The sequence below is a fragment of the Undibacterium sp. Xuan67W genome, from assembly GCF_049340165.1.
Classification (GTDB): Bacteria; Pseudomonadota; Gammaproteobacteria; order Burkholderiales; family Burkholderiaceae_D; genus Undibacterium.
This window is the reverse complement of the sequence record NZ_JBMPPN010000026.1, coordinates 25614-46618: the sequence shown is the minus strand read 5'-3', so window position 1 is coordinate 46618 and position 21005 is coordinate 25614. Positions and strand designations below refer to the sequence as shown.

At 48.2% G+C, this 21005-nt stretch carries 18 protein-coding genes; 2 read left to right on the top strand and 16 right to left on the bottom strand.

What is annotated here, in order from left to right; translation table 11 throughout:
* Nucleotides 1-93 precede the first annotated feature (93 nt).
* From ACO0LE_RS18055 to ACO0LE_RS17980, 16 genes are all read right to left on the bottom strand, one after another.
* Nucleotides 94-849 (bottom strand): substrate-binding periplasmic protein, encoded by a 756-nt coding sequence (locus ACO0LE_RS18055; RefSeq protein ID WP_422961729.1) that lies wholly within the window; start codon nt 847-849, stop codon nt 94-96.
* 64 nt (nt 850-913) lie between these two features.
* A complete protein-coding gene (locus ACO0LE_RS18050; protein WP_422961728.1) occupies nt 914-2470 on the bottom strand; it encodes a sensor histidine kinase in 1557 nt (518 codons plus the stop codon).
* A gap of 224 nt (nt 2471-2694) precedes the next feature.
* Entirely contained in the window at nt 2695-4263 is a 1569-nt protein-coding gene (locus ACO0LE_RS18045; protein WP_422961727.1) for a DHA2 family efflux MFS transporter permease subunit, read from the bottom strand.
* Complete coding sequence (locus ACO0LE_RS18040; protein ID WP_422961726.1) at nt 4263-5465, bottom strand: HlyD family efflux transporter periplasmic adaptor subunit; 1203 nt, start codon at nt 5463-5465, stop codon at nt 4263-4265. The genes ACO0LE_RS18045 and ACO0LE_RS18040 overlap by 1 nt, the downstream gene beginning before the upstream one ends.
* The gene (locus ACO0LE_RS18035) at nt 5465-6988 is read right to left on the bottom strand and encodes an efflux transporter outer membrane subunit (protein WP_422961725.1); all 1524 of its coding nucleotides are present in this window, start codon (nt 6986-6988) and stop codon (nt 5465-5467) included. Before ACO0LE_RS18035 ends, ACO0LE_RS18040 begins: the two co-directional genes overlap by 1 nt.
* A 46-nt stretch (nt 6989-7034) precedes the next feature.
* Entirely contained in the window at nt 7035-7514 is a 480-nt protein-coding gene (locus ACO0LE_RS18030; protein WP_422961724.1) for a MarR family winged helix-turn-helix transcriptional regulator, read from the bottom strand.
* Between the two features lie 174 nt (nt 7515-7688).
* Nucleotides 7689-9404 carry a PhoH family protein gene (locus ACO0LE_RS18025; RefSeq protein ID WP_422961723.1) on the bottom strand — a complete coding sequence of 572 codons (1716 nt, stop codon included), beginning with the start codon at nt 9402-9404 and terminating at the stop codon, nt 7689-7691.
* 118 nt (nt 9405-9522) lie between these two features.
* Entirely contained in the window at nt 9523-9999 is a 477-nt protein-coding gene (locus ACO0LE_RS18020; RefSeq protein WP_422956819.1) for a peroxiredoxin, read from the bottom strand.
* 69 nt (nt 10000-10068) lie between these two features.
* Entirely contained in the window at nt 10069-11010 is a 942-nt protein-coding gene (locus ACO0LE_RS18015) for a polysaccharide deacetylase family protein (protein ID WP_422961722.1), read from the bottom strand.
* 9 nt (nt 11011-11019) lie between these two features.
* The gene (locus tag ACO0LE_RS18010; RefSeq protein ID WP_422961721.1) at nt 11020-12060 is read right to left on the bottom strand and encodes a bifunctional UDP-4-keto-pentose/UDP-xylose synthase; all 1041 of its coding nucleotides are present in this window, start codon (nt 12058-12060) and stop codon (nt 11020-11022) included.
* Nucleotides 12061-12175: 115 nt separating this feature from the next.
* On the bottom strand, nt 12176-13105 hold the full coding sequence (locus ACO0LE_RS18005) for a formyltransferase (protein WP_422961720.1): 930 nt from the start codon (nt 13103-13105) through the stop codon (nt 12176-12178).
* A 1-nt stretch (nt 13106) separates the two neighbouring features.
* Entirely contained in the window at nt 13107-14072 is a 966-nt protein-coding gene (locus tag ACO0LE_RS18000) for a glycosyltransferase (RefSeq protein ID WP_422961719.1), read from the bottom strand.
* Between the two features lie 15 nt (nt 14073-14087).
* The gene (locus ACO0LE_RS17995) at nt 14088-15215 is read right to left on the bottom strand and encodes a DegT/DnrJ/EryC1/StrS family aminotransferase (protein ID WP_422961718.1); all 1128 of its coding nucleotides are present in this window, start codon (nt 15213-15215) and stop codon (nt 14088-14090) included.
* A 144-nt stretch (nt 15216-15359) separates the two neighbouring features.
* Nucleotides 15360-15731, bottom strand: coding sequence for an EamA family transporter (locus ACO0LE_RS17990; protein ID WP_422961717.1), 372 nt, complete (start codon nt 15729-15731; stop codon nt 15360-15362).
* 1 nt (nt 15732) lies between these two features.
* Entirely contained in the window at nt 15733-17502 is a 1770-nt protein-coding gene (locus ACO0LE_RS17985; RefSeq protein WP_422961716.1) for a glycosyltransferase family 39 protein, read from the bottom strand.
* Nucleotides 17499-17876: an Mth938-like domain-containing protein gene (locus tag ACO0LE_RS17980; protein WP_422961715.1), complete on the bottom strand. Its 378-nt coding sequence runs from the start codon at nt 17874-17876 to the stop codon at nt 17499-17501. The genes ACO0LE_RS17985 and ACO0LE_RS17980 overlap by 4 nt, the downstream gene beginning before the upstream one ends.
* Before the next feature lie 374 nt (nt 17877-18250).
* Here ACO0LE_RS17980 and ACO0LE_RS17975 point away from each other — a divergent pair, with 374 nt between their 5' ends.
* Entirely contained in the window at nt 18251-19480 is a 1230-nt protein-coding gene (locus ACO0LE_RS17975; RefSeq protein WP_422961714.1) for a pyridoxal phosphate-dependent aminotransferase, read from the top strand.
* Nucleotides 19481-19623: 143 nt separating this feature from the next.
* Nucleotides 19624-20934: a homoserine dehydrogenase gene (locus ACO0LE_RS17970; protein ID WP_422956809.1), complete on the top strand. Its 1311-nt coding sequence runs from the start codon at nt 19624-19626 to the stop codon at nt 20932-20934.
* Nucleotides 20935-21005: the final 71 nt, after the last annotated feature.

The following is a 21005-nucleotide window of genomic DNA, read 5'->3' as shown; positions in this document are numbered from 1 at the left end:
CTCGGCCTGCTTGAGGATGGCGATGATCTGACTGTCGGTGTAACGGGAAGGCTTCATGCAGAACTTTCAAAAATCATATTTAGAAAATTCTACTCATTTCAACGCTTGTTTGCAGGGGGGATTACCAATGGTCTCTATTGCAGCATTCATTTTTTCAATAAAATCAGTTTTATACAGTGGATTGCTATGGATGCTATAGCCAATAAAAGTATCTTCGCCAGATAATTCAAGCGCCTCTTGCAACTTGAAATTCGTCAGATCAGGATCCGACTGAAGTTTTCTCGCCGTATAAAAAGCAGCACCTCTGTCTGTGGCGTAGCAGGCAATTCTCTTCAGTGCTAATTTTTTTAAATTCGCCTCGTTTCCTTTTGCTTCGGATAAGCTGATTTTTCCTGCATTGGCAGCGCTGATTAACCGTCCGGAGAGTAAAAAACCTGCGTTGACGCCAATAGTCAGACCATTAAAATCCTCAGGAAACTTTTTTCGGGAAGTTTTCATGACGTCGGAATTGCAAAACAACACGACGGTCTCGGTGTAAAGTACGACCGAATACGGCGCAATATAAGGCCTCTCTTTTTTCATCCCCGGTGGAAATAGGGCAAATGCAGTTCCGTTCTCCAGATCTGCCAGACTGCGCTTCCAGGGGCGTGGTTTGAGCTCTACCTCATAGGCTGGCTTCAATAATTCCGATGCTTTATTTAGAAGTTCCACATACATACCTTTGAATTGCCCATTCTCAACATAAGAATAGGGTGCATAGTCATCGTCACCCAATAAGACGACTTTTTCTCCCGCAAAAACTGCGGTGCTACAAAGTACGATCATGATGCATAGAAGTTGGCGTTTCATTGTCACCTCCTTGATTCAAGCTTGAGATTAAATACTGAATATAGGATATTTATTTTATAGATTATTATTTTTGCTCATTGGCATACGGCGCTACTTTAGGGAGGCGTACTATAAATCTGGTGTAAGTGTCAGTATGGCTTTGGCTCTCGACTTCGATTGTCCCGCCAAGAATATCGTGCACAATGTTGTAGACTATATTGAGTCCTAAACCGCTGCCTCCCTGGCCAAATTTAGTCGTAAAAAATGGATCGAAGATACGATTGATATTTTCCGGCGCAATACCGCTGCCGTTATCACTAAAACTAAATTCAAGTTCCTTATCCGATAAGTTACGCAGCTGAATACGGATCACGCCGGCTGCATCTGATTCAAAACCATGCGACAGTGCATTCGTAAAAAAATTGGTAATCACTTGTCCCAACGCACCAGGATAACTATCCATGATGATGTCAGCCTCTAGTTCTACCTCAATGTTATGTGGCGTTTTTTTGATCAGATGATGTAATGTCGCTAGTACTTCGTTGATAAACGATTTAGTGTCGAATCTGCGACGTTTGTCGCTAGACTGGTCAACTGCGACCTGTTTAAAGCTACTGATCAGTTCGGCCGCATTATTTAAATTTTGAATGATCAGCTGCCCTGCTTCAATCGAGTTAGCCGAATAGTCTTCGAGGCTAGAACGTTTTACTAAACCCGCCTGATACATCTCTGAGAATTTTTGGCTTCGGTCCAGGAATGATGTTGATACCAACAAGGCATTACCTATAGGTGTGTTGAGTTCGTGAGCGATACCCGCCACCAATGATCCCAGAGCAGCCAATTTTTCAGAGCGGACTAATTCACTTTGCGATTGATTTAATTCTTGGGTTCTGACTTCGACTTTACGCTCCAGCGATTCATTCAGGTCCAGTATCAGTTGCTCTGTTTTTTTTCGTTCCAATAGTTCGTGATGTAGTTGTATATTTTTTTCGGCTAGTTTTGCAAGTAATTGATTCAGCGTATTGCGGGTGACTTCCAGGCGTTCTGCGAGATAGCCTAGCTCATCGTCTCTTGCCCATCTGATCGGTGTAGAAAAATTACCCAAAGCCAGTCTGTCTGCATCGATTGCTAATTGATGTAAAGGTTTGACGAAACGATAGTAGAGCAAAATTAAAATAATGATGAGCGAGAAAATCACTTGCAGGGCAATGCTGCCGCTATAGTTTTTAATCCGTCTCAAAAAATCAGCATCCAGATAACCGCTGTCCAGCGCGACTTCGACGCGCCCAAGTAATTCACCCTGATACAGAATCGGTTGCGCTGTCGTGACGACGCTGCCTATTTTTCGACTGGACAGGTCTTTAAGGAAAATCGATTTATTTCCTTCGAAAATTTCGATTTTATTGATGTCTGGCGAAGTGAAGGCGGCTTCAACCAGGTCTTTAATTGCAGATGGATTTTTATTCCAAACAGGATCGCGTAAATTGAGTGCAAGAGTATTGGTAATTCTCTGGAGGTCGAGTTTTTGCTGTTCTACGGCGAGATGTCTTTCTTTGCCCCAAATTACTATCCAGCCACTGATCAGCGCTGGCAACGTGAGTCCGGCAAGGATTGCCAGCAAAATAGCTATCTGAATACTCAAGCGAGTTTTTTTTCATCTGAAAATTACTTTGACGTAGGTCAATCAAAAGGATAAATCAGAAGCGTAGATTGCATCATACCAATTCTATAAGCACTGAATATTAAAAAACTTACTTTTATCGAAGCAAAAAAATACCACTCATCAATCACCGGAGGTTCATAAACATATGACCTTTAGCGACAGATGAGTGGCGGGCCGGATGGTACAGGCGTCATTAGTAAAATTTAATGCGCTCCGCCGGCATCAACCGGTGCGGCTGATTTTTTCGGCTTTGTCACCCAGACCAATCCGATCAGGCTTAGAAACATAAACGACGATAGCCAAAAAATATCCGTCGCAGCCATTGTGCTTGCCTGCACCGAAATTGCTCGGTCAATCACGGCCCATGCGCCTTGCTCCGGCATTCCCTGTTGCATCAGAGATTGCACGCTCTGAACAAAAGCAGGGTAGGCACTACCGGTGCTCTCAGTTAGCTGGGCATGATGAAGACTGCTGCGGCTATCCCATAAGGTTGTCGTGATTGACGCACCCATGCCGCCACACATGATGCGTACAAAGTTAGACAATCCGGATGCTGCCGGAATCTTTTCCATAGGCTGACCGGACAGAATAATTGACGACAAAGGAATAAAGAACATCGACATTGCTGCTCCCTGGATCAAGGTCGGGATCAGCAGAGTTACCGTGTCAACGTCCGTCGTAAATTGTGCACGCATATAAAAAACCAGCGCGAACAAAATAAACGCCATCGTTGCTACTTTACGTGTATCTACTTTCGGTAAAATTTTTCCGATGATCGGTGACAACAAGATCGCAAATACGCCAACAGGTGCCATTACCTTGCCAGCCTCTGTAGCGGTGTAACTCAATTGCGTTTGTAGCCACAAAGGCATAATCACTAGACTACCGAAGAACAAACCGTAACCGATAGAAATGGCAATTACTCCTCCAGTAAAATTACGGCCCTTGAACAGGGATAAGTCGACCACAGGATGATCGTGACCCAGTTCCCAGATGACGAAGTAAATTAATCCAACGACCGCAATCACACTCAACAGAATAATCTCACCTGAATTAAACCAATCAAGCTCTTTACCCTTGTCGAGGGTCAATTGCAATGCGCCAACCCAGATGACCAGCAGTGCTAGTCCGACAGTGTCAATTGGCAGACGTTTAATTTGTGATTCTCGTTTGCGATAGATTGACCAGGTCGCCCATGCTGTAAATAAACCGACAGGAATATTGATGTAAAAAATCCATGGCCAAGAATAATTATCCGATACCCAACCGCCGAGAAGCGGCCCCATAATCGGCGCTACCAGCGTCGTCATCCCCCAAAGGGCTAACGCCATCCCACTCTTTGAAGGCGGGTAGCTACCGAGAAGCAAGGATTGAGAGAGCGGAATCATCGGTCCGGCAACGGCACCTTGCAGTACGCGCGCTGCAATTAATGTTTCGATATTGGGTGCCATGCCGCATAACATGGAAGACAGTACAAATAGCAAGATAGATGACATGAACAAGCGCACTTGTCCAAAGTGGTTTGTCAACCACCCTGTTAAAGGGACTGAAATCGCGTTCGCTACTGCAAACGAGGTAATCACCCAGGTACCTTGCTGAGGCGAGACACCCATATTGCCGGAAATAGCAGGGATCGAGACATTTGCAATCGATGAGTCGAGCACATTCATAAACACTGCCAAAGACAGTGCCAGGGTTCCCATTGCGAGCTGAGAACCTTTGAGCGGCGGCAGGGGACCTGCTCCTGTCGCTGGTTTAGATGGGGAGTTCATTACGGATTTTTGGCGATATTATTGCTAATGATTTGAGTGATACGCTGATCCGCTTCTTTACCCGCCTGCTCGAATACATTGGTCTTGAAAGCGCTAGTGTTACGAACCGGTGCTGCTGCAGTCAGGGCGCTACCTTGCTGTTGTGAGATATCGACCTTGACTTGCATTGATAGTCCGATACGCAACGGGTGAGCGATTAACTCTTTTTCATCTAGGGCGATACGGACAGGAACGCGCTGAACCACTTTGATCCAGTTGCCGCTGGCATTTTGTGAGGGTAATAATGCGAAGGCGGAACCAGTTCCGGCAGACATTCCTGCAACCTTGCCGTGATATTCAACATCCGATCCATATAAATCAGAATGCAAAGTCACATCTTGACCTATGCGCATATGCGCTAACTGTACTTCCTTAAAGTTTGCATCAACCCACAATGCATTCAGCGGGACAATCGACAATAAAGGTGCACCCGCTGCGACACGCTGCCCTACCTGAACCGAGCGCTTTGCGATATATCCTGAGATTGGCGCAACTAAGCTCGTACGGGAAAACGCCAGATATGTTTCACGCACGCGAGCTGCCGCGCGCTGGACGTTCGGATGTTGTTCTACGCTGGTGCGATCTGTCAGAACTTTGTTTGACGCGAGTTGTTCGCGTGCTGCTAATAAAGCAGATTCGGCACTTTGCAGGGCAGAGCGAGCATGCTCTACTTCCTCTGTTGAGACCGCGCCTGTGCTAATCAATTGCTGGCGACGCGCGAGATCGGCCTTTGTGCGATCAACTTCTGTACTGCGTGCAGTGACGCTCGCTTGTAAGGGGGCGTTATTCGCGAATAACACACGTACTTCGCGTACGCTTTGGGCAAGTTGTGCCTCTGCCTGTTCTAAAGCAACTTTAGCATCGGCTCTGTCGAGTTCGATCAATGGCTTACCGACTTGTATCATCTCAGTGTCATCAGCATGGATCGCGAGGACGGTTCCAGATACCTGCGGCGTTACCTGCACAACGTTACCTGCCGCATAGGCATCCTCGGTATGTTCGAAATGGCTGCCGACAGTGAACCACCAGAATGCATAAGCAAGACCGGCTATTACAAAAACGATGGTTGCGATGATCAGCAGGCCGCGGCGTTTAGAGCTGCTTTCAACGGGAGCTTGCACGATAGTTGTGTTGGAGTTTTTATTTGTATCAGGCGCGTTCATTATGCGGCCTCCGCTTTAATTAATAATTGAGTTGATGATTGAGATTGATTTCGTAACAGATTGCTTGCTTGTGGGGCTGACGGCGCCTGTATTGCTGCAGGCAAGTCATATCCACCACCCAAGGCTTTGATCAGATTGATTTGCAGATCAGTGCGGCGAATCTGAATATCCAGCAATAATTTTTGTTGGCTTATCCGGCCATTTTCTGCTGCGAGCACCGGTAACATATTGGCGGTGCCAGCCCTTTGTCGTTGCTGTGCCAGGTCAATAGTTCTGGCTGCCGCCGCATCAGCAATTCGCTGATTTTTGTCCTGTGCATCTGTAGTTTTTAGTGACTGCACCTGATCGGCGACTTCACGCAATGCGTCAGTCAGACTTTGATTGTAGGTAGCAACTGCGGCATCGTATGACGCCACTTTTCCCTTAAGCTGCGCACGCAAACGGCCGCCTTCAAAGATGGGCAGACGAATCGCCGGACCTGCGCCAATAATCGTACTGCCACTTTGAAATAGGTTGGAAACACCCAGACTCGATACGCCAGCGAATCCAATTAAATTAATGTTTGGATAAAACTGAGTTTTTGCCACGTCAATCTCACCTTGAATAGCTTCAACACGCCAGCGAGCTGCCACAATATCTGGCCTGCGTCCTAGTAATGCCAAAGGCAACTGTTCTGGCAGAGCCTGATTATTTGATGCTTTGAACACAGGCTTAGCGATTAACTGCCCGCGCTCAGGTGATTGCCCCAATAACGCAGCTAGTTGATTACGGCTTAGTACGATGGCTTCTTGCCATTGGTTGATCTCTGCCTGCAGCGTCGAGCTTTGGATCAGGCTTTGCTGTATTTCTGTACTGGTATCTAGTCCTGCTTTTACCCGCTGTTTCGTGAGGTCGTCGAGTTTATTGCGCACCGCCAGTTGACGGGTGCTTAAATCCAGTTGCTCATATTGTCGTGCCAATTGCACCCAGGCGTGTGCGATTGCTGTACTCAGCATCAGCCGGGCACTTTGCTGTTCTGCAAGCGCAACTTTTTCTTGGGATAGGGCAGAGCGCATCTCAGCCGAATGTTTGCCCCAGAAATCGAGTTCATACCCGACATTCAGGGTAATTTGATTATTGCTTTTTGTTGTTCCCGCCAGTGGAGGCGGAATCATGCCATGCTCTGTGAAGCGCTGGTAAGTGCTATCCAGACTCGCGTTGACATTCACTTTATCGTTGGCTCCAGCAACTTCTGTCAATGCTTTGGCGCTGCCAATGCGGGCGGCAGCGACCTGTAGTCCGGGATTGTCGGCAATTGCAGCATCAATCAGGTTTTGTAAATCTTTACCGCCGATTTGCTGCGCCCAATTAGCATCTTGCCAGTATGCTGGAGAAGAATTCACCTCAGCCGTTTGTGTCGGAAGTGAGCGTAACTGGGCACTACTTTGTATGCCCGTAAAATTTGCACAGCCCGAGAGCGTGAGCACCAGACTACTTGCTATCGCTAATTGCAAGCCAGTATGCCGTTTAGGTATGAGCTTCATAATTTTTATCAAAAAAGAAAAATAATAGATGTCGGGGCAATGATTGTTATGTGGATTCGATTGGTTCAAATAAGCATCGGTTCGCTAATAATTTTTTTAATAAACTTCTTAAAAAACCAATTTCTTCAGGGCTAAATCCAGTAAATGCAATATCAAGATTGCGGTTATAGATGGGGGGCAGGCATTCTGCCAATGCACGCCCCTGTTCTGTGAGTACGAGCTTTAGCAAACGTTTGTCATTCGCATCGGGCGTACGCGCCAGAATTTCTTTAGCTACCAGCCTGTCTAACATGCGTTTCATGGCGGCAGCATCAATAAATAAATCACGTGCTAACTCTGCAGCGGTACTGCATCGCCCAATCGCCAGCATCATGATCACGCTAGCCTGAGCATGTGTAATTCCAAGATCAACCAGCGAATCGTCTACGGCTTTTGATAGCATCGTTTTCGCTCTGGAGAGAAGATAACCAACGCTATCTTCGACTTGGTAGCTGGAAAAAGAAAATGGCTTAGCTTGTTGTTCCATGATTATTAAATATTAATTGCCTAGGCAATATAATATATCAAATCAAAAAATGGTGTTGACGATGCCAAAACGGATTTTTTATCAAGATATAGCGACATAAAACACAATCTAAAAAGCAATCGCACAAAGAAAAACGGCACCCTGAGGTGCCGTTCGAAGAGAGGCTGATTTTCTTTATAAAATTTCGCTAGCGTGATCTGCAAGGCGAGAACGCTCACCCCGTGCCAGCGTGACATGACCACTATGTGCCCAGCCCTTGAATTTATCTACAACATAAGTCAGGCCGCTGGATCCCTCGGTCAGATAAGGAGTATCGATCTGCGCGATATTGCCAAGACAGATGATCTTAGTGCCAGGGCCGGCACGTGTGACTAGAGTTTTGACTTGTTTTGGCGTCAGATTCTGCGCTTCATCAATGATCAGGAATTTGTTGACGAAAGTACGGCCACGCATAAAGTTCAGTGATTTGATCTTGATTTTTGAGCGTATTAAGTCTTGTGTTGCTGCACGCCCCCAATCACCGGCATCGTTATCCGATTTATTCAGAACTTCAAGATTGTCGTCAAATGCGCCCATCCACGGCGACATTTTTTCTTCTTCCGTACCAGGTAAGAAGCCGATGTCTTCACCAACAGGGACTGTCACACGCGTCACGATGATCTCGTTATAGGTTTTGGTTTCCAATACCTGAGCCAGACCAGCTGCCAGTGCAAGCAGTGTTTTGCCGGTACCGGCTTGCCCCAGCAAGGTCACAAAATCACACTCAGGATCCATCAACAAGTTCAGGGCAAAATTCTGTTCCCGGTTGCGTGAAGTCACACCCCACACACTATGCTTGGCATGTCCGTAGTCCCGTAAAGTTTGCAGTACTGCCGTTTTGCCATTGATCTGACGTACGTGACCATAGAACGAAGCTTCACCGTTCTTTGGTTCCAAATAGACAAATTGGTTGACCAGCAGACTAGGGATGATCGGGCCTGTAATCCGGTAAAACGTGGTACTCAGACCATTACGATTTTCTTGCCAGGTTTCTATGCCTTTACCATGCTTATTCCAGAAATCATCTGGTAATTGCACGATGCCGGTGTATAGAAGGTCGGAGTCTTCCAGAACATGGTCGTTGAAATAGTCTTCGGCAGGTAAGCCCAGCGCACGGGCTTTAATACGCATGTTGATATCTTTTGATACCAATACGACTGGGCGACCAGGAGATTCAGCCTCAAGTGCACGGACTACTGCCAAAATCTGGTTATCAGCCTTTCCTTGAGGAAGTCCCTGGGGCAGGGCGCCGCCTTGCAATTTTGTCTGAAAATACAGATGACCCTTTGCATCTTTATTGCCAAGCTTCGCTAAAGGAATCCCTTTTTCAATTTCGTGATGATCAATATCGCCTACCAGCGCATCCAGTGAGCGCGATACCTGGCGTGCATTGCGTGCGACCTCTGACATACCTTTTTTGTGATCATCGAGTTCTTCAAGCGTGATCATCGGCAGATAGACATCATGCTCTTCAAAGCGGAACAGCGATGTCGGGTCATGCATCAGGACGTTGGTGTCGAGAACGAATAATTTTGTTATGCCTGATTTATCGGCCGCACGACTGGTTCCTGACTTGACGCGGTTGTCATGTTTCAGGGCGGCTGGTTTTGCTGTCGGTTTTGCCGCGACTGCTGATGAGGCAAGCTTTGCCACAGGCGCGATCTTAGCGACAGGCGCAACGATATTGGCTAACTGAGAAGGTTTTGTGGGTGTAGCCACTTCAATTTTTCTTGCTGGTGCAGCTTTAACTTCAGTTCTATCTTGTTTTAAAGATTTTGATTTATCTGCTTTAGGGTAGTCCTTAGGGGACAGCAGGGCCGCTGGTTTAGTCGGCATTTTCGGCAGGGGCATTAGGACCTCTTCTAAAAGTGTGAGAGCTTAAAAGTCAAAAAGCCGCTAAGAAGGACACCGGATTAATCCGGGACACTTCCATCTGCGGCTTTTTCTCGAAGAAAATTTTAGATTTCAATTACTGGTTTGCGCTCACAAATTCCAACACTTCATCAACATGTCCAGCTACTTTTACTCCACGCCATTCTTTCACTAATTTGCCGCTGCCGTCAATCACAAACGTACTGCGCTCGACGCCACGATGTTGTTTGCCGTACATATTTTTCATCTTCATCACGTCAAACAAATTGCAGACAGTTTCTTCAGGGTCAGATATCAGCTCAAACGGCAAGCCCAATTTAGCTTTAAAACCCTCATGCGAACGCAGGCTGTCACGACTCACGCCGAATACGACGGCATTGTTTTTTTCAAATGAGGCATGGGCATCACGAAATGCCAAGCTCTCCGTCGTACAGCCTGGGGTGTTGTCTTTAGGGTAAAAATAGATGACGATAGTTTTTCCAGCGTAGTGACTAAGCTGAAACGTTTGTTCGCTGGTCATCGCAGCAGAAAATTCTGGAACCTGGCATTGCAGTGCGGATGGGCTATCGGCCACAGTAGTCTCCTGAGTAGGTGGATGGAGAAGCATTCAAGCTGTCCGCCATCCATCCGGGTCAGCTACAGCTCAGGCGGCTAATGCAAACAATTCACCGGATCTACCAGGCAATTCAACCCATTTGATCGTGTGAGCTGGTAATTTGTCGTTTTTGATGGTCTCATAAAAATCTCCCATCGAAACACAATCGTAACCTTGTTCGCGCCAACCTTTCAGCAATTCCTCGAAGATGGGGGCGAGTTTCTGCCCTTCAAGTTCTGCATGCAGGGTAAACACGTGATTTCTTGGTACTGCCGTTAATTTAAGGATTGTAGCGGCAATATTTGACCCGTTAATGACGACGCCATCAATGTCACGTCCCAGCATTTCATCCAGTGTTGGCAACGTGGTCGGCATCTGAATGCAGGACATGGATTTGCCATTAACTTTCAAGCGATAAGGACCCGCCGTGGTATTCGCCAGACTGCCGTTGTCGTTGAGCAGGGCACGTCCGTCAGACGCATATGACATACCGAACTGATCGAGCTGCTCAAACGCATGGGCATTCATCTGCCATCCTGCGGCGCCATGGGTTTTTGGTGCTGCGCCAAAAATTTCTTTGAACCGCGAATATGCCTGTTGCATCTGGTGCTGTGTCCACCCCGCGTCACGTTGACGCACATTATCTTGCCAGACGACATGATCCCAGGTGTGAATGCCGCATTCAAAGCCAGCATCCTTAACTGCACGCATTTCATTTGCACAGCCTTTACCAATATCCGGTGCCGGCAAAAAAACGCCATACATCAAGGTTTTGACACCATAGTGCTCAACGACCGAGGTGCGCGAGACTTTTTGGAAAAAACCAGGACGGAAAGCACGTCGTAACGCCCATCCGGTATGGTCTTTACCCAGAGAGAATAGAAAAGTAGCACCAGCCTGGTGCTGCTTTAACAGGCGCACCAGATTCGGTACGCCTTCTTTAGTGCCGCGAAACGTATCGACATCAATTTTTAGGACGATGCTTGGCATTGGTGCTGATTAGTCCATCAATGCGCGGGCTTCGGCTACCTGGCTGCGATAAGCATCGAAAATATTGCGCATGGTGTCTTTCATGTCCGTTGTCGGCGCCCAGCCCAGCTCTTCGCAGGTATTGGTGATTTTTGGTACGCGACTTTGAACGTCCTGATAACCTGCACCGTAATAGGCACCAGACGTGGTTTCTGTCAGTTGCACGTTTTTCGCAGTATCTGCATATTCCGGATATTCAGCAGCCAAAGTCAACATCATGTGAGCGAGTTCACGAATCGAATAGTTATTGGTCGGATTGCCGATGTTATAGATCTTACCGCTGGCAATGCCATCCTTGTTATCGATGATACGCATCAGCGCATCGATGCCATCGTCGATATATGTGAAAGCGCGTTTCTGTGCGCCGCCGTCAACCAAGGAGATATTTTCACCACGGACAATATGACCGAAAAATTGGGTTACGACACGAGAACTGCCTTCTTTTGGTGTGTGAATATTGTCCAGACCAGCGCCGATCCAGTTAAACGGGCGGAACAGCGTGAAATTCAAGCCTTCCATGCCATAGCCCCAGATGACGCGATCCATCAATTGCTTGGCGCAAGAATAAATCCAGCGGGGCTTATTGATCGGGCCGCAAATCAGTTCGGATTGCTCAGGATCGAATTCCTCGTCATGACACATGCCATATACTTCGGATGTCGAAGGAAACACCAGGTGCTTGCCGTACTTTGCGGCCGAGCGGACGATAGGCAGATTTGCTTCGAAATCCAGCTCAAAAACGCGCAGAGGTTGTTTGACATAAGTCGATGGTGTGGCGATCGCGACTAGAGGCAGAATGACATCGCACTTTTTAACATGGTACTCAACCCATTCTTTATTGATGGTGATGTCACCCTCAAAGAAGTGCATGCGCGGATGATTGATCATGTCGCCCAGACGCTCGGTTTGCATGTCCATGCCATAGACTTCCCAGTCTGTCGTTTCCAAGATGCGTTTAGACAAGTGATGACCGATAAAGCCGTTGACGCCGAGAATGAGGACTTTTTTCATGATGATTTCTTTATAATTTTTAAAAATTAATTGGTGTCTTGATGAATACTAAAGCGCTGTTTTTGACGATGCTGCCTGTCAAAAGCTGCTGATACATAATTGGGCGACGCCGAACCTAGCGAGACTTGAGTGCAGCATCAAGTGCCTTGGCAGTGACTACTTCACCATTCAACAATAATTCCATAATTGTGAGCGCACGGCCATCGCCGCAAACGCCAAGGATAGCATTATCCACTACACATAAGCCTGTCGGCAAATCTATGGTGTTTTTTGCTGTTGATGTCGTATTTAGTCGTGCTTTTCCGATAACATAAGTTTTGCCATGCAATTCAGTAAAAGCTCCAGGATATGGCGGGGCAACCGCGCGATGCAGGTTATAGACTTGCTGAGCAGTCTGCTCCCAGTTGATGCGACCATCCTCTGGTTTACGTCCCCCAAAATAACTGCCTTTAGCCAGATCATTGTTTAAGCTTGGCGCTGTTCCGGCGATCAGGCCGGGCAAGGCAGACCACAATGTTTGCTCCGAGGCGACAGTCAATTTGCCAAACACTTCAAATGCGGTGTCATCAGGCAAAATCGGTACCATGGTCTGCGCAATGATGGCACCCGCATCCGGTTTTAGCGCCATTTCATGCAAGGTGGCGCCGGTCTCGGTTTCGCCATGGAGTACCGCCCAATTGACAGGCACGCGACCACGATATTTGGGAAGTAATGAACCGTGCAGGTTATACGCGCCGCGTTTTGCCAGAGCAAGCAATTCGAGCGGCAACATGTTCCGGTAGTAAAAGCTGAAGATAAAATCTGGCGAAATGGCAGCGACTTGCGCATGCAACTCAGCAGATTTCGGGTCTGCCGGTGTAATCGTCGGTATGCCTTGCTCTTTACATAGCGCAGCTACCGATTCAAACCAGATCGTTTCAGCCGGATTGTCTTCATGGGTAACGACCAGTTCAATCGTTATACCGCGCGCCAGCAGGGTTTTAATGCAGCGGACGCCGACGCTGTGATAGGCGAATACAACCGCAGTGGTATTGGATGAAGACATCTTAGTTAGTTTCCGTCGCGTCGCCGTTAGTTTGCTCGAGAATAGCCTGCACGACATAACGTGGACGACCGCGAACTTGCTGATAAATTCGGCCAACGTATTCGCCGAGCAGGCCGATGCCGAACAAAATCACACCCATCATGAAGAAGGCAATCGCAAACAAAGTAAACAGGCCTTCCGCCTCAGCTCCCAGAACAAAGCGGCGTATCAACAGCAAAAACACCAACAATGCGGAGGCCGCTGACAGCACCATGCCCAGCATCGAAAATAGCTGCAAAGGCATGATAGAAAAGCCAGTCATCAAATCAAAATTTAAACGGATAAGGCTGTACAAGGAATACTTCGACTCACCGGCCGCACGTTCTTCATGCTCCACCGTAATTTCAGTCGGCTTGCGCGCAAACGTATAGGCCAGCGCAGGAACAAAGGTATTTACTTCGCTGCACTGATTAATTAGATCAATTACATTACGGCCGTAGGCGCGCAGCATATTTCCCTGATCTGTGATCTTAATGCGGGTAATTTTTTCGCGGATGCGATTCATCGCCTTGGAGGCGTAGGTGCGCCATGCGGAATCTTGACGCTTGCGGCGGATAGAGCCAACATAATCAAAACCCTCGCGCATTTTATCGACCAGCGCACCGATTTCTTCCGGTGGATTTTGCAAATCAGCATCCAACGTGACCACAATGTCGCCGCGTGTTGCTTGGAACCCCGCCAATATCGCCATATGCTGACCATAATTGCCGTTGAACAGCACGACACGAGTCACGTCGGGACGCAAACGGAACTGATCTGCCAGCATTGCGGCGGTGTTATCGCGGCTACCATCATTGACGAATATGATTTCATAAGGGACGCCGCGCGCTGCCAGAGAGTCGAGTGCCGGGTACAGGCGCGCGTATAGCTTCGCGAGGCCGGATTCTTCGTTATAAACGGGGATGACGACGGAGAGTTCAGGTTTCATCAAGCGTGGTCCGAATTAGGAAAGGCGAGATTTTACCGCAGTCACGACTCTTTCGACATCGGCTTCGGTCATGCTTGGAAAAAGCGGCAAGGTGACGATCTGTTTGCCGACACGCTCTGCAATCGGGAACATCCCATCTGTAAAGCCGCGTGCACGATAATAGCTGAACAAATGAATTGCGCGGTAGTGATAGCCAAGGCCGATACCGACATCCATCATATGTTGCATGAATTCACCGCGATTAATACGCTCGGGCAGAACGATGTGAAACATATGCCAGTTACTGTTGTCAAAATCAGCAATCGGCAATTCTGCGCCTGTCTGTGCCTCAAACTCGCTGCCAAACATCGTGAAGTAATGATGCGCCAATGCTTTGCGCCTGGCGTTAAATTCTGCCAGATGTTTCATCTGTCCCAGACCAATCGCAGCGGCGATATCGGTCATATTGTATTTGCCGCCGAGGACATCGACATCGATACCATCAAGACCGCTGCGGGTGACGCCTTGCAGGCGATATTTTTCTGCGAGGCGAGCTTCTTCTGCGTTATTTAAGACCAGGCACCCACCTTCACCGGTCATGATGTTTTTGTTAACCTGAAAACTAAATGAGGCAAAGTCGCCGAATGCGCCGATGCGCTGGCCTTTCCAGGTAGAGCCGATGGCTTGTGCGGCATCTTCGACTACGCGCAGATTGTGCTTCTTGGCAATCGCGTACAGTTTGTCCATATCACACGGCAAGCCACACATATGAACAGGAATAATCGCCCTGGTACGTGGCGTAATTGCGGCTTCGACCTTGTCGAGATCAATATTGTGACTACGTGCATCAATATCGACAAATACCGGCGTCGCACCGACTTCGATAATCACATTAGCGGTGGCTACCCAGGAATTTGGCGTGGTAATCACCTCGTCCCCCGCACCGATGCCGGCAATCCGTAAGGCGATTTCCATCGTGGAAGTGCCGGAATTGTAGGTGCGCACCGGACGGCCGCCGAAGTACTCGGATAACTGCGCTTCCAGCGCCTGCACATTCGGGCCGCTGGTCAGCCAGCCAGAACGTAAAACATTACCAACCGCGGCAATCGTTTCCTCATCCATGGTCGGTTTCGTGAAAGGCAGAAAGGGCAGGGCTGTAGTCATTACAAATTCCTTCTATTAATTTACTTACTTAGTTATTCATTTTTTATACTCAGGTAGAGTATTTTTAAAGCACGTTATAAAACAGACGGATTAAGGGCTATTATTGCCTATACTCCCTCTCGTTTAATAAGTTGGTTCTCGGATTCAGCTTTTCACCAGCAGGGCGACGCCAACAATAATCACCAGAATCGCCAGCATACGCTGCAAGGACATCACTTCGCCGAGGAAGTACCAGGCGCCGATCGCATTCACCACATAGCCAATCGACAGCAGCGGGTAAGCAATCGTCACATCAACACGTGACAGTCCGATGATCCAGACCACAACCGACACCACATAGCAAGTTAGTCCACCAATAATGGGCAACTGCGTAGCTAGCTGAAGAGCAATAGAAAACCAGTTTTCTGCTGTCAGATGAATTGCGCCCACCGCCTTAGTACCTATCTTAAGCAGGAGTTGTGCGCATGCATTGAGAAAAATGCCGGTCAGGATAATGCCAAAGGTGCCTATATTCATCTTATTTTGCCACTTGAGTAGTTGGTTGCTGGATTGATTGAGATGTAGCCTGATCGCCTGCGGGAGCAGTATCTGTCGCACTAGTCGTCAAAATTGTGGACACAATCACCCGTCTCGGATCTTGTCCGATCACGCGCATAGGCACTTTGTCCTCGACGAATTTTTCATAAATATCGGTACGGACAATTGCTACCGCAGCTTTGCCACTGGCGGCATCAGCCCGCCATCGAGCAACAAAGTCTTCAAGTTTGGGAATCCAGAGCTCGGGTTGCTGCTTTAGCCCAAACTCCATCTCATCCGGAAACTCAACCAGAATCAAGGTGTGCCGGAGGTAAAAAGGAAGTGCCTGTTCATAACGTCCGACTGCATATAGCGGCGTATCGGCCTTAAGCAACGCGGCACGGATAGCGGGAATATGTTCTGTGCCCGCGATATATTTGCCCCAGGGATCATGCCCCAAAAAAGCAATCTGTCCGGCAACATAGCCGCTTAATGCCAGGATAACTACCGCCCAGTCTTTGCCTACAGATGGTCTGCGCGCCATTAAGCATGCCAGGATGCCGCCGACCAGCGTTAACACTGCCGCGGCCGCCAGCCATGGGGCATAGGCTTGATATAAAGGGATCTCATACGCTAGCTTACCCATGCCAGACGCCTTGCTGACAAACGCCAGACCTACAACGCCAAGTGCCGCAAAGGAGAGGCTGGCAATCATTATTGATCTGGACGACGCGTGCTCAAGATAGCAGGCAATTAACAGTGCAATTGCCGGGAAGATAGGCAAGATATATCCGGGTAATTTTGAGCCGGAAATGCTAAAAAAGAAAAAGAAAAAGACTGCCCAAATAAGTAGCATTTTTTTGGCTTGAAAACCTTTTTCAAGACCGTTGCGATCTTGAGTGCCGGTCCACAGCCCCTGTATTAGCAGGCCAATCCAAGGAACAATCCCTAATATCAGAAATGGAAAAAAGAAATACCAGGCGCCGCCACGCTTATGCACGTTGCTGGTAAAACGATCAAAATGCTCATGAATAAAAAAGAACTGCGGATGTTCAGGATTTTTCATGGCAATTAAAATAAACCACGGTGCAGTAATAGCAAAAAAAACAATCAATCCTTTACCCATATGCAAGCGCGTCCACAATCGCCAGTCCATTGTCAGCAGGCTGTAAATCACCAGTACGCCACCGGGAAGAACGAAGCCGATCAACCCTTTCGATAAGGTAGCTAAGGCCATGCCAATCCAGCACAGCAACATATAATTGCGTTGTTCCACAGCACTTGCACCATTTCTTTGTGCCAGCAATAACCCGCACAAAGCAATTGTGAACATGCCAGATAAGCCCATATCTAGCGAATTTACATGTCCCATACCGGCCCAGTAAAAGCTGGAGCCCAATACTAGAGCTGCACTGATGCCAACCCGGCGGCTAAACATCTTATTTCCGGCAATGCCGACCAGAGCGACACCGAGCAAGCCAGTCAATCCTGTCCAAAGACGCGCCTGCCAGTCACCAAGACCAAACAATTCAAAACTGATCGCGTTCATCCAGTTTTGCAGGGGTGGCTTTTCAAAATATTTAATGCCATTCAATCGCAGGGTGATCCAGTCACCGGTCGCGACCATCTCACGCGCCATTTCTGCATAACGACCTTCATCCGTTGGCACCAGCGTGCGGGCACCCAGCATATAAAACCAGATCAACAAAAAAACTAACGCGATCAGCCAGAGTGTCGCCGGAGAATCATAAGGAGACCGGTGTTGTTTCATACGGCGTCCATGATCAGCGCCAAAGCGACTTTGCGTCCCTCAGCCATCAGAATATTGTAAGTACGGCAGGCTGCCTGATTATCCATACATTCGACACCGATACGCCTGGCTGCCAGTGAGGCGGTGAGCTTGGGATGAACGAACCGCTGCTTCAAGCCGGTGCCCAGAATGACGACGTCCGGCATCGTCGCTTCTATCTGAGCAAAGTCAGTCGTATTTAAGTCTTCAAAGCTATTTGCCGACCATTGCGCAGGTTTTGTTTCAGGCAAAACGATCAGACTGTGCTTGTAAGTAATCGCGTTGATTTCAACACTGTCCTTATCATAGGCAGTGATGGTTTGGTATTGCTGGGTGGCAGTGGAATGCAGCTTCATCTATCGTGCTCGATTAAGTGGGTAACTGATGAGTGCGGCATTGTAACTTTTTTACCGGACTCAGTCTGCATTCTGCTGCGACCCGATGATTTGCGCCAATTTAAGATCATTTTGATCCGCCACCAATTCAACTGGTGTCTTTGCAAAAATTAATCAATGGGCTTGATTTCTCCAGGCATATTCCAATTCGACTGAGATTTCCTGCAATCATGCAAAACAGTCGTAAAATCAAGACGAATGCCAGTCAGCAGCGAATAAAATTAGATTATTCGACGAAACGCATTGATAAAAACGTGCGCATTGGGCAGAATGGAACGTTCGGCAGTGCAGCATTTTTCTGCACTGCAGCCCCAATATTAGCAAGGATTGCCGCAGTGCGACCCATACAAAAATCACAAAAATTAGCAGACGTCTGTTATGACATCCGTGGCCCTGTCATGGAAAAAGCCAAACAGATGGAAGAGGAAGGCCACAAGATCATCAAGCTGAATATCGGCAATCTGGCGGTGTTCAATTTTGATCCGCCGGATGAAATCGTGCAGGATATGATCCGCAATATGCACAATGCAGCCGGTTATACCGACTCCAAAGGCATGTTTGCTCCGCGCAAATCCATCATGCACTACACCCAGGAAAAACATATTCGCGGTGTAACAATTGAAGATATTTATATCGGTAACGGCGCATCCGAATTGATTGTAATGGGCATGAATGCCTTGCTCAATAGCGGCGATGAGGTCCTTGTGCCGGCACCGGATTATCCCTTGTGGACCGCCGCAGTGAGCCTGTCTGGCGGCAAACCCGTTCATTACGTCTGCGACGAGAGCGCTGGCTGGATGCCGGATATTGACGATATCAAGAGCAAAATCACACCGAATACCAAAGCGATTGTGGTCATCAATCCGAATAATCCGACTGGTGCTTTATATCCGGTCGAAATTTTGCAGCAGATTGTTGACGTCGCACGGCAGCATCAGCTCATCGTTTTTGCGGACGAAATTTACGATAAAACTTTGTATGACGAGGCGACGCACACGTCGATCGCTTCTTTAGCTGACGATGTTTTGTTTTTGACCTTGAATGGTCTATCAAAAAATTATCGCTCCTGCGGCTATCGCGCTGGCTGGATGGTGGTCTCCGGTGAAAAACGTCATGCCAAAGACTATATTGAGGGCTTGAATATGCTAGCCTCCATGCGTCTGTGTGCGAATGCGCCCGGACAGTTTGCGATCCAGACGGCGCTGGGTGGTTATCAGAGCATCAATGATCTGGTCGGCCCCGGCGGACGTTTGCTAAAGCAGCGCGATCTGGCGCATAAGCTGTTAACCGATATACCGGGTGTGACCTGCGTCAAGCCTAAAGCCGCGCTGTATATGTTTCCGAAACTGGATCCTTTGATGTACCCGATCAAGGACGACCAGGAATTTATTCACGAACTGCTGACCGAGCAGCGCGTGTTGTTAGTACAGGGAACGGGATTCAACTGGATCAATCCCGACCATTTCCGTGTTGTGTTCCTGCCGAACACGGATGATTTGACTGAAGCATTCGGACGTATTTCGCATTTCCTTGAGGGATATCGAAAACGTCACGGTACCAATTAATTTTAGTTCGTAGAGCACGAGTGCATTCGCTGCATTGCTGTATCGCCGAGCCTTGCTGTTGTCCCTCACTGTGGGCGGCACGTACGCTTGTTCTCCTTGCTTCTGCGAACTAAAATAAAACCCATTCTTACTAGTTGAATATTATGAAACCCATCAAAGTAGGCCTGTTAGGCATAGGCACCGTCGGCTCCGGCACATTTAATGTTTTGAAGCGCAATCAGGAAGAGATTACGCGTCGCGCTGGTCGCTCGATTGAGATCGCCATGGTGGCAGATCTGAATGTTGAGCGGGCGCGTGAACTGACTCATGGTGAAGTCGAAGTCGTGAATGATGCCAATCTTGTCGTCACCAATCCAGAGATTGATATTGTCATCGAACTCATCGGCGGCTACGGCATCGCCAAGGATTTGGTATTGAAGGCGATCGCCAATGGCAAACACGTGGTTACCGCCAATAAGGCCTTGCTCGCTACGCACGGTAATGAAATTTTTGCTGCGGCACAGGCGAAAGGCGTGATGGTCGCGTTCGAGGCTGCCGTCGCAGGTGGTATTCCTATCATTAAAGCCTTGCGTGAAGGCTTGACGGCCAACCGCATCCAATGGATTGCAGGCATCATTAACGGCACCACCAACTTCATCTTGTCCGAGATGCGTGACAAAGGCTTGGATTTCGATACCGTGTTGAAAGAAGCGCAAGCACTCGGTTATGCCGAAGCTGATCCGACCTTTGATATTGAGGGTGTCGATGCGGCACACAAGGCGACCATCATGGCGTCGATTGCCTACGGTATCCCTATGCAATTCGATAAGGCTCATGTCGAAGGTATTACCAAACTCGAAGCGACAGATATACGCTATGCAGAACAATTGGGTTACCGCATCAAACTGCTTGGCATCACCAAGCGTACCGAGCAAGGCATAGAATTACGTGTCCATCCAACACTGATTCCAGAAAAACGCCTGATTGCTAACGTCGAAGGAGCAATGAATGCCGTATTAGTGCAAGGTGATGCCGTCGGTGCGACGCTGTACTACGGTAAGGGTGCCGGTGCCGAACCGACTGCCTCTGCCGTGATTGCCGACTTGGTGGACATCACACGCCTGGCAACTGCCGATCCTGAACATCGTGTACCGCATCTGGCTTTTCAGCCGAATGCCATGAGCAGTCTGCCGATTCTGCCTATGTCTGAGATCGTCACCAGTTACTACTTGCGTATGCATGTTGCAGATCAGGCCGGCGTTCTGGCCGACGTCACTAAAATTCTTGCTGACTTCTCGATTTCTATCGATGCGATGCTGCAAAAAGAACCGGGCGAAGGGGAGAAGAAGACCGACATCATCATCCTCACACATCAGACCCAGGAAAAAAATATCCTGTCTGCGATTGCAAAGATTGAAGGCCTATCTACCGTGTTTGGCTCAGTAACGAAGTTGCGGCTGGAAGAATTGAGCTAAACGAGGATACAGCGCATACGAATACGCTACTCAAAATGTATGAAAATACTGTCAGCACGTAATTGGCTATG

Bases quoted from the DNA above. Each gene is read 5' to 3' on its own strand.
- ACO0LE_RS18055 (WP_422961729.1), bottom strand. From the start codon at position 849: ATGAAACGCCAACTTCTATGCATCATGATCGTACTTTGTAGCACCGCA.
- ACO0LE_RS18045 (WP_422961727.1), bottom strand. From the start codon at position 4,263: ATGAACTCCCCATCTAAACCAGCGACAGGAGCAGGTCCCCTGCCGCCG.
- ACO0LE_RS18040 (WP_422961726.1), bottom strand. From the start codon at position 5,465: ATGAACGCGCCTGATACAAATAAAAACTCCAACACAACTATCGTGCAA.
- ACO0LE_RS18035 (WP_422961725.1), bottom strand. From the start codon at position 6,988: ATGAAGCTCATACCTAAACGGCATACTGGCTTGCAATTAGCGATAGCA.
- ACO0LE_RS18030 (WP_422961724.1), bottom strand. From the start codon at position 7,514: ATGGAACAACAAGCTAAGCCATTTTCTTTTTCCAGCTACCAAGTCGAA.
- ACO0LE_RS18025 (WP_422961723.1), bottom strand. From the start codon at position 9,404: ATGCCCCTGCCGAAAATGCCGACTAAACCAGCGGCCCTGCTGTCCCCT.
- ACO0LE_RS18015 (WP_422961722.1), bottom strand. From the start codon at position 11,010: ATGCCAAGCATCGTCCTAAAAATTGATGTCGATACGTTTCGCGGCACT.
- ACO0LE_RS18010 (WP_422961721.1), bottom strand. From the start codon at position 12,060: ATGAAAAAAGTCCTCATTCTCGGCGTCAACGGCTTTATCGGTCATCAC.
- ACO0LE_RS18005 (WP_422961720.1), bottom strand. From the start codon at position 13,105: ATGTCTTCATCCAATACCACTGCGGTTGTATTCGCCTATCACAGCGTC.
- ACO0LE_RS18000 (WP_422961719.1), bottom strand. From the start codon at position 14,072: ATGAAACCTGAACTCTCCGTCGTCATCCCCGTTTATAACGAAGAATCC.
- ACO0LE_RS17995 (WP_422961718.1), bottom strand. From the start codon at position 15,215: ATGACTACAGCCCTGCCCTTTCTGCCTTTCACGAAACCGACCATGGAT.
- ACO0LE_RS17990 (WP_422961717.1), bottom strand. From the start codon at position 15,731: ATGAATATAGGCACCTTTGGCATTATCCTGACCGGCATTTTTCTCAAT.
- ACO0LE_RS17985 (WP_422961716.1), bottom strand. From the start codon at position 17,502: ATGAAACAACACCGGTCTCCTTATGATTCTCCGGCGACACTCTGGCTG.
- ACO0LE_RS17980 (WP_422961715.1), bottom strand. From the start codon at position 17,876: ATGAAGCTGCATTCCACTGCCACCCAGCAATACCAAACCATCACTGCC.
- ACO0LE_RS17970 (WP_422956809.1), top strand. From the start codon at position 19,624: ATGAAACCCATCAAAGTAGGCCTGTTAGGCATAGGCACCGTCGGCTCC.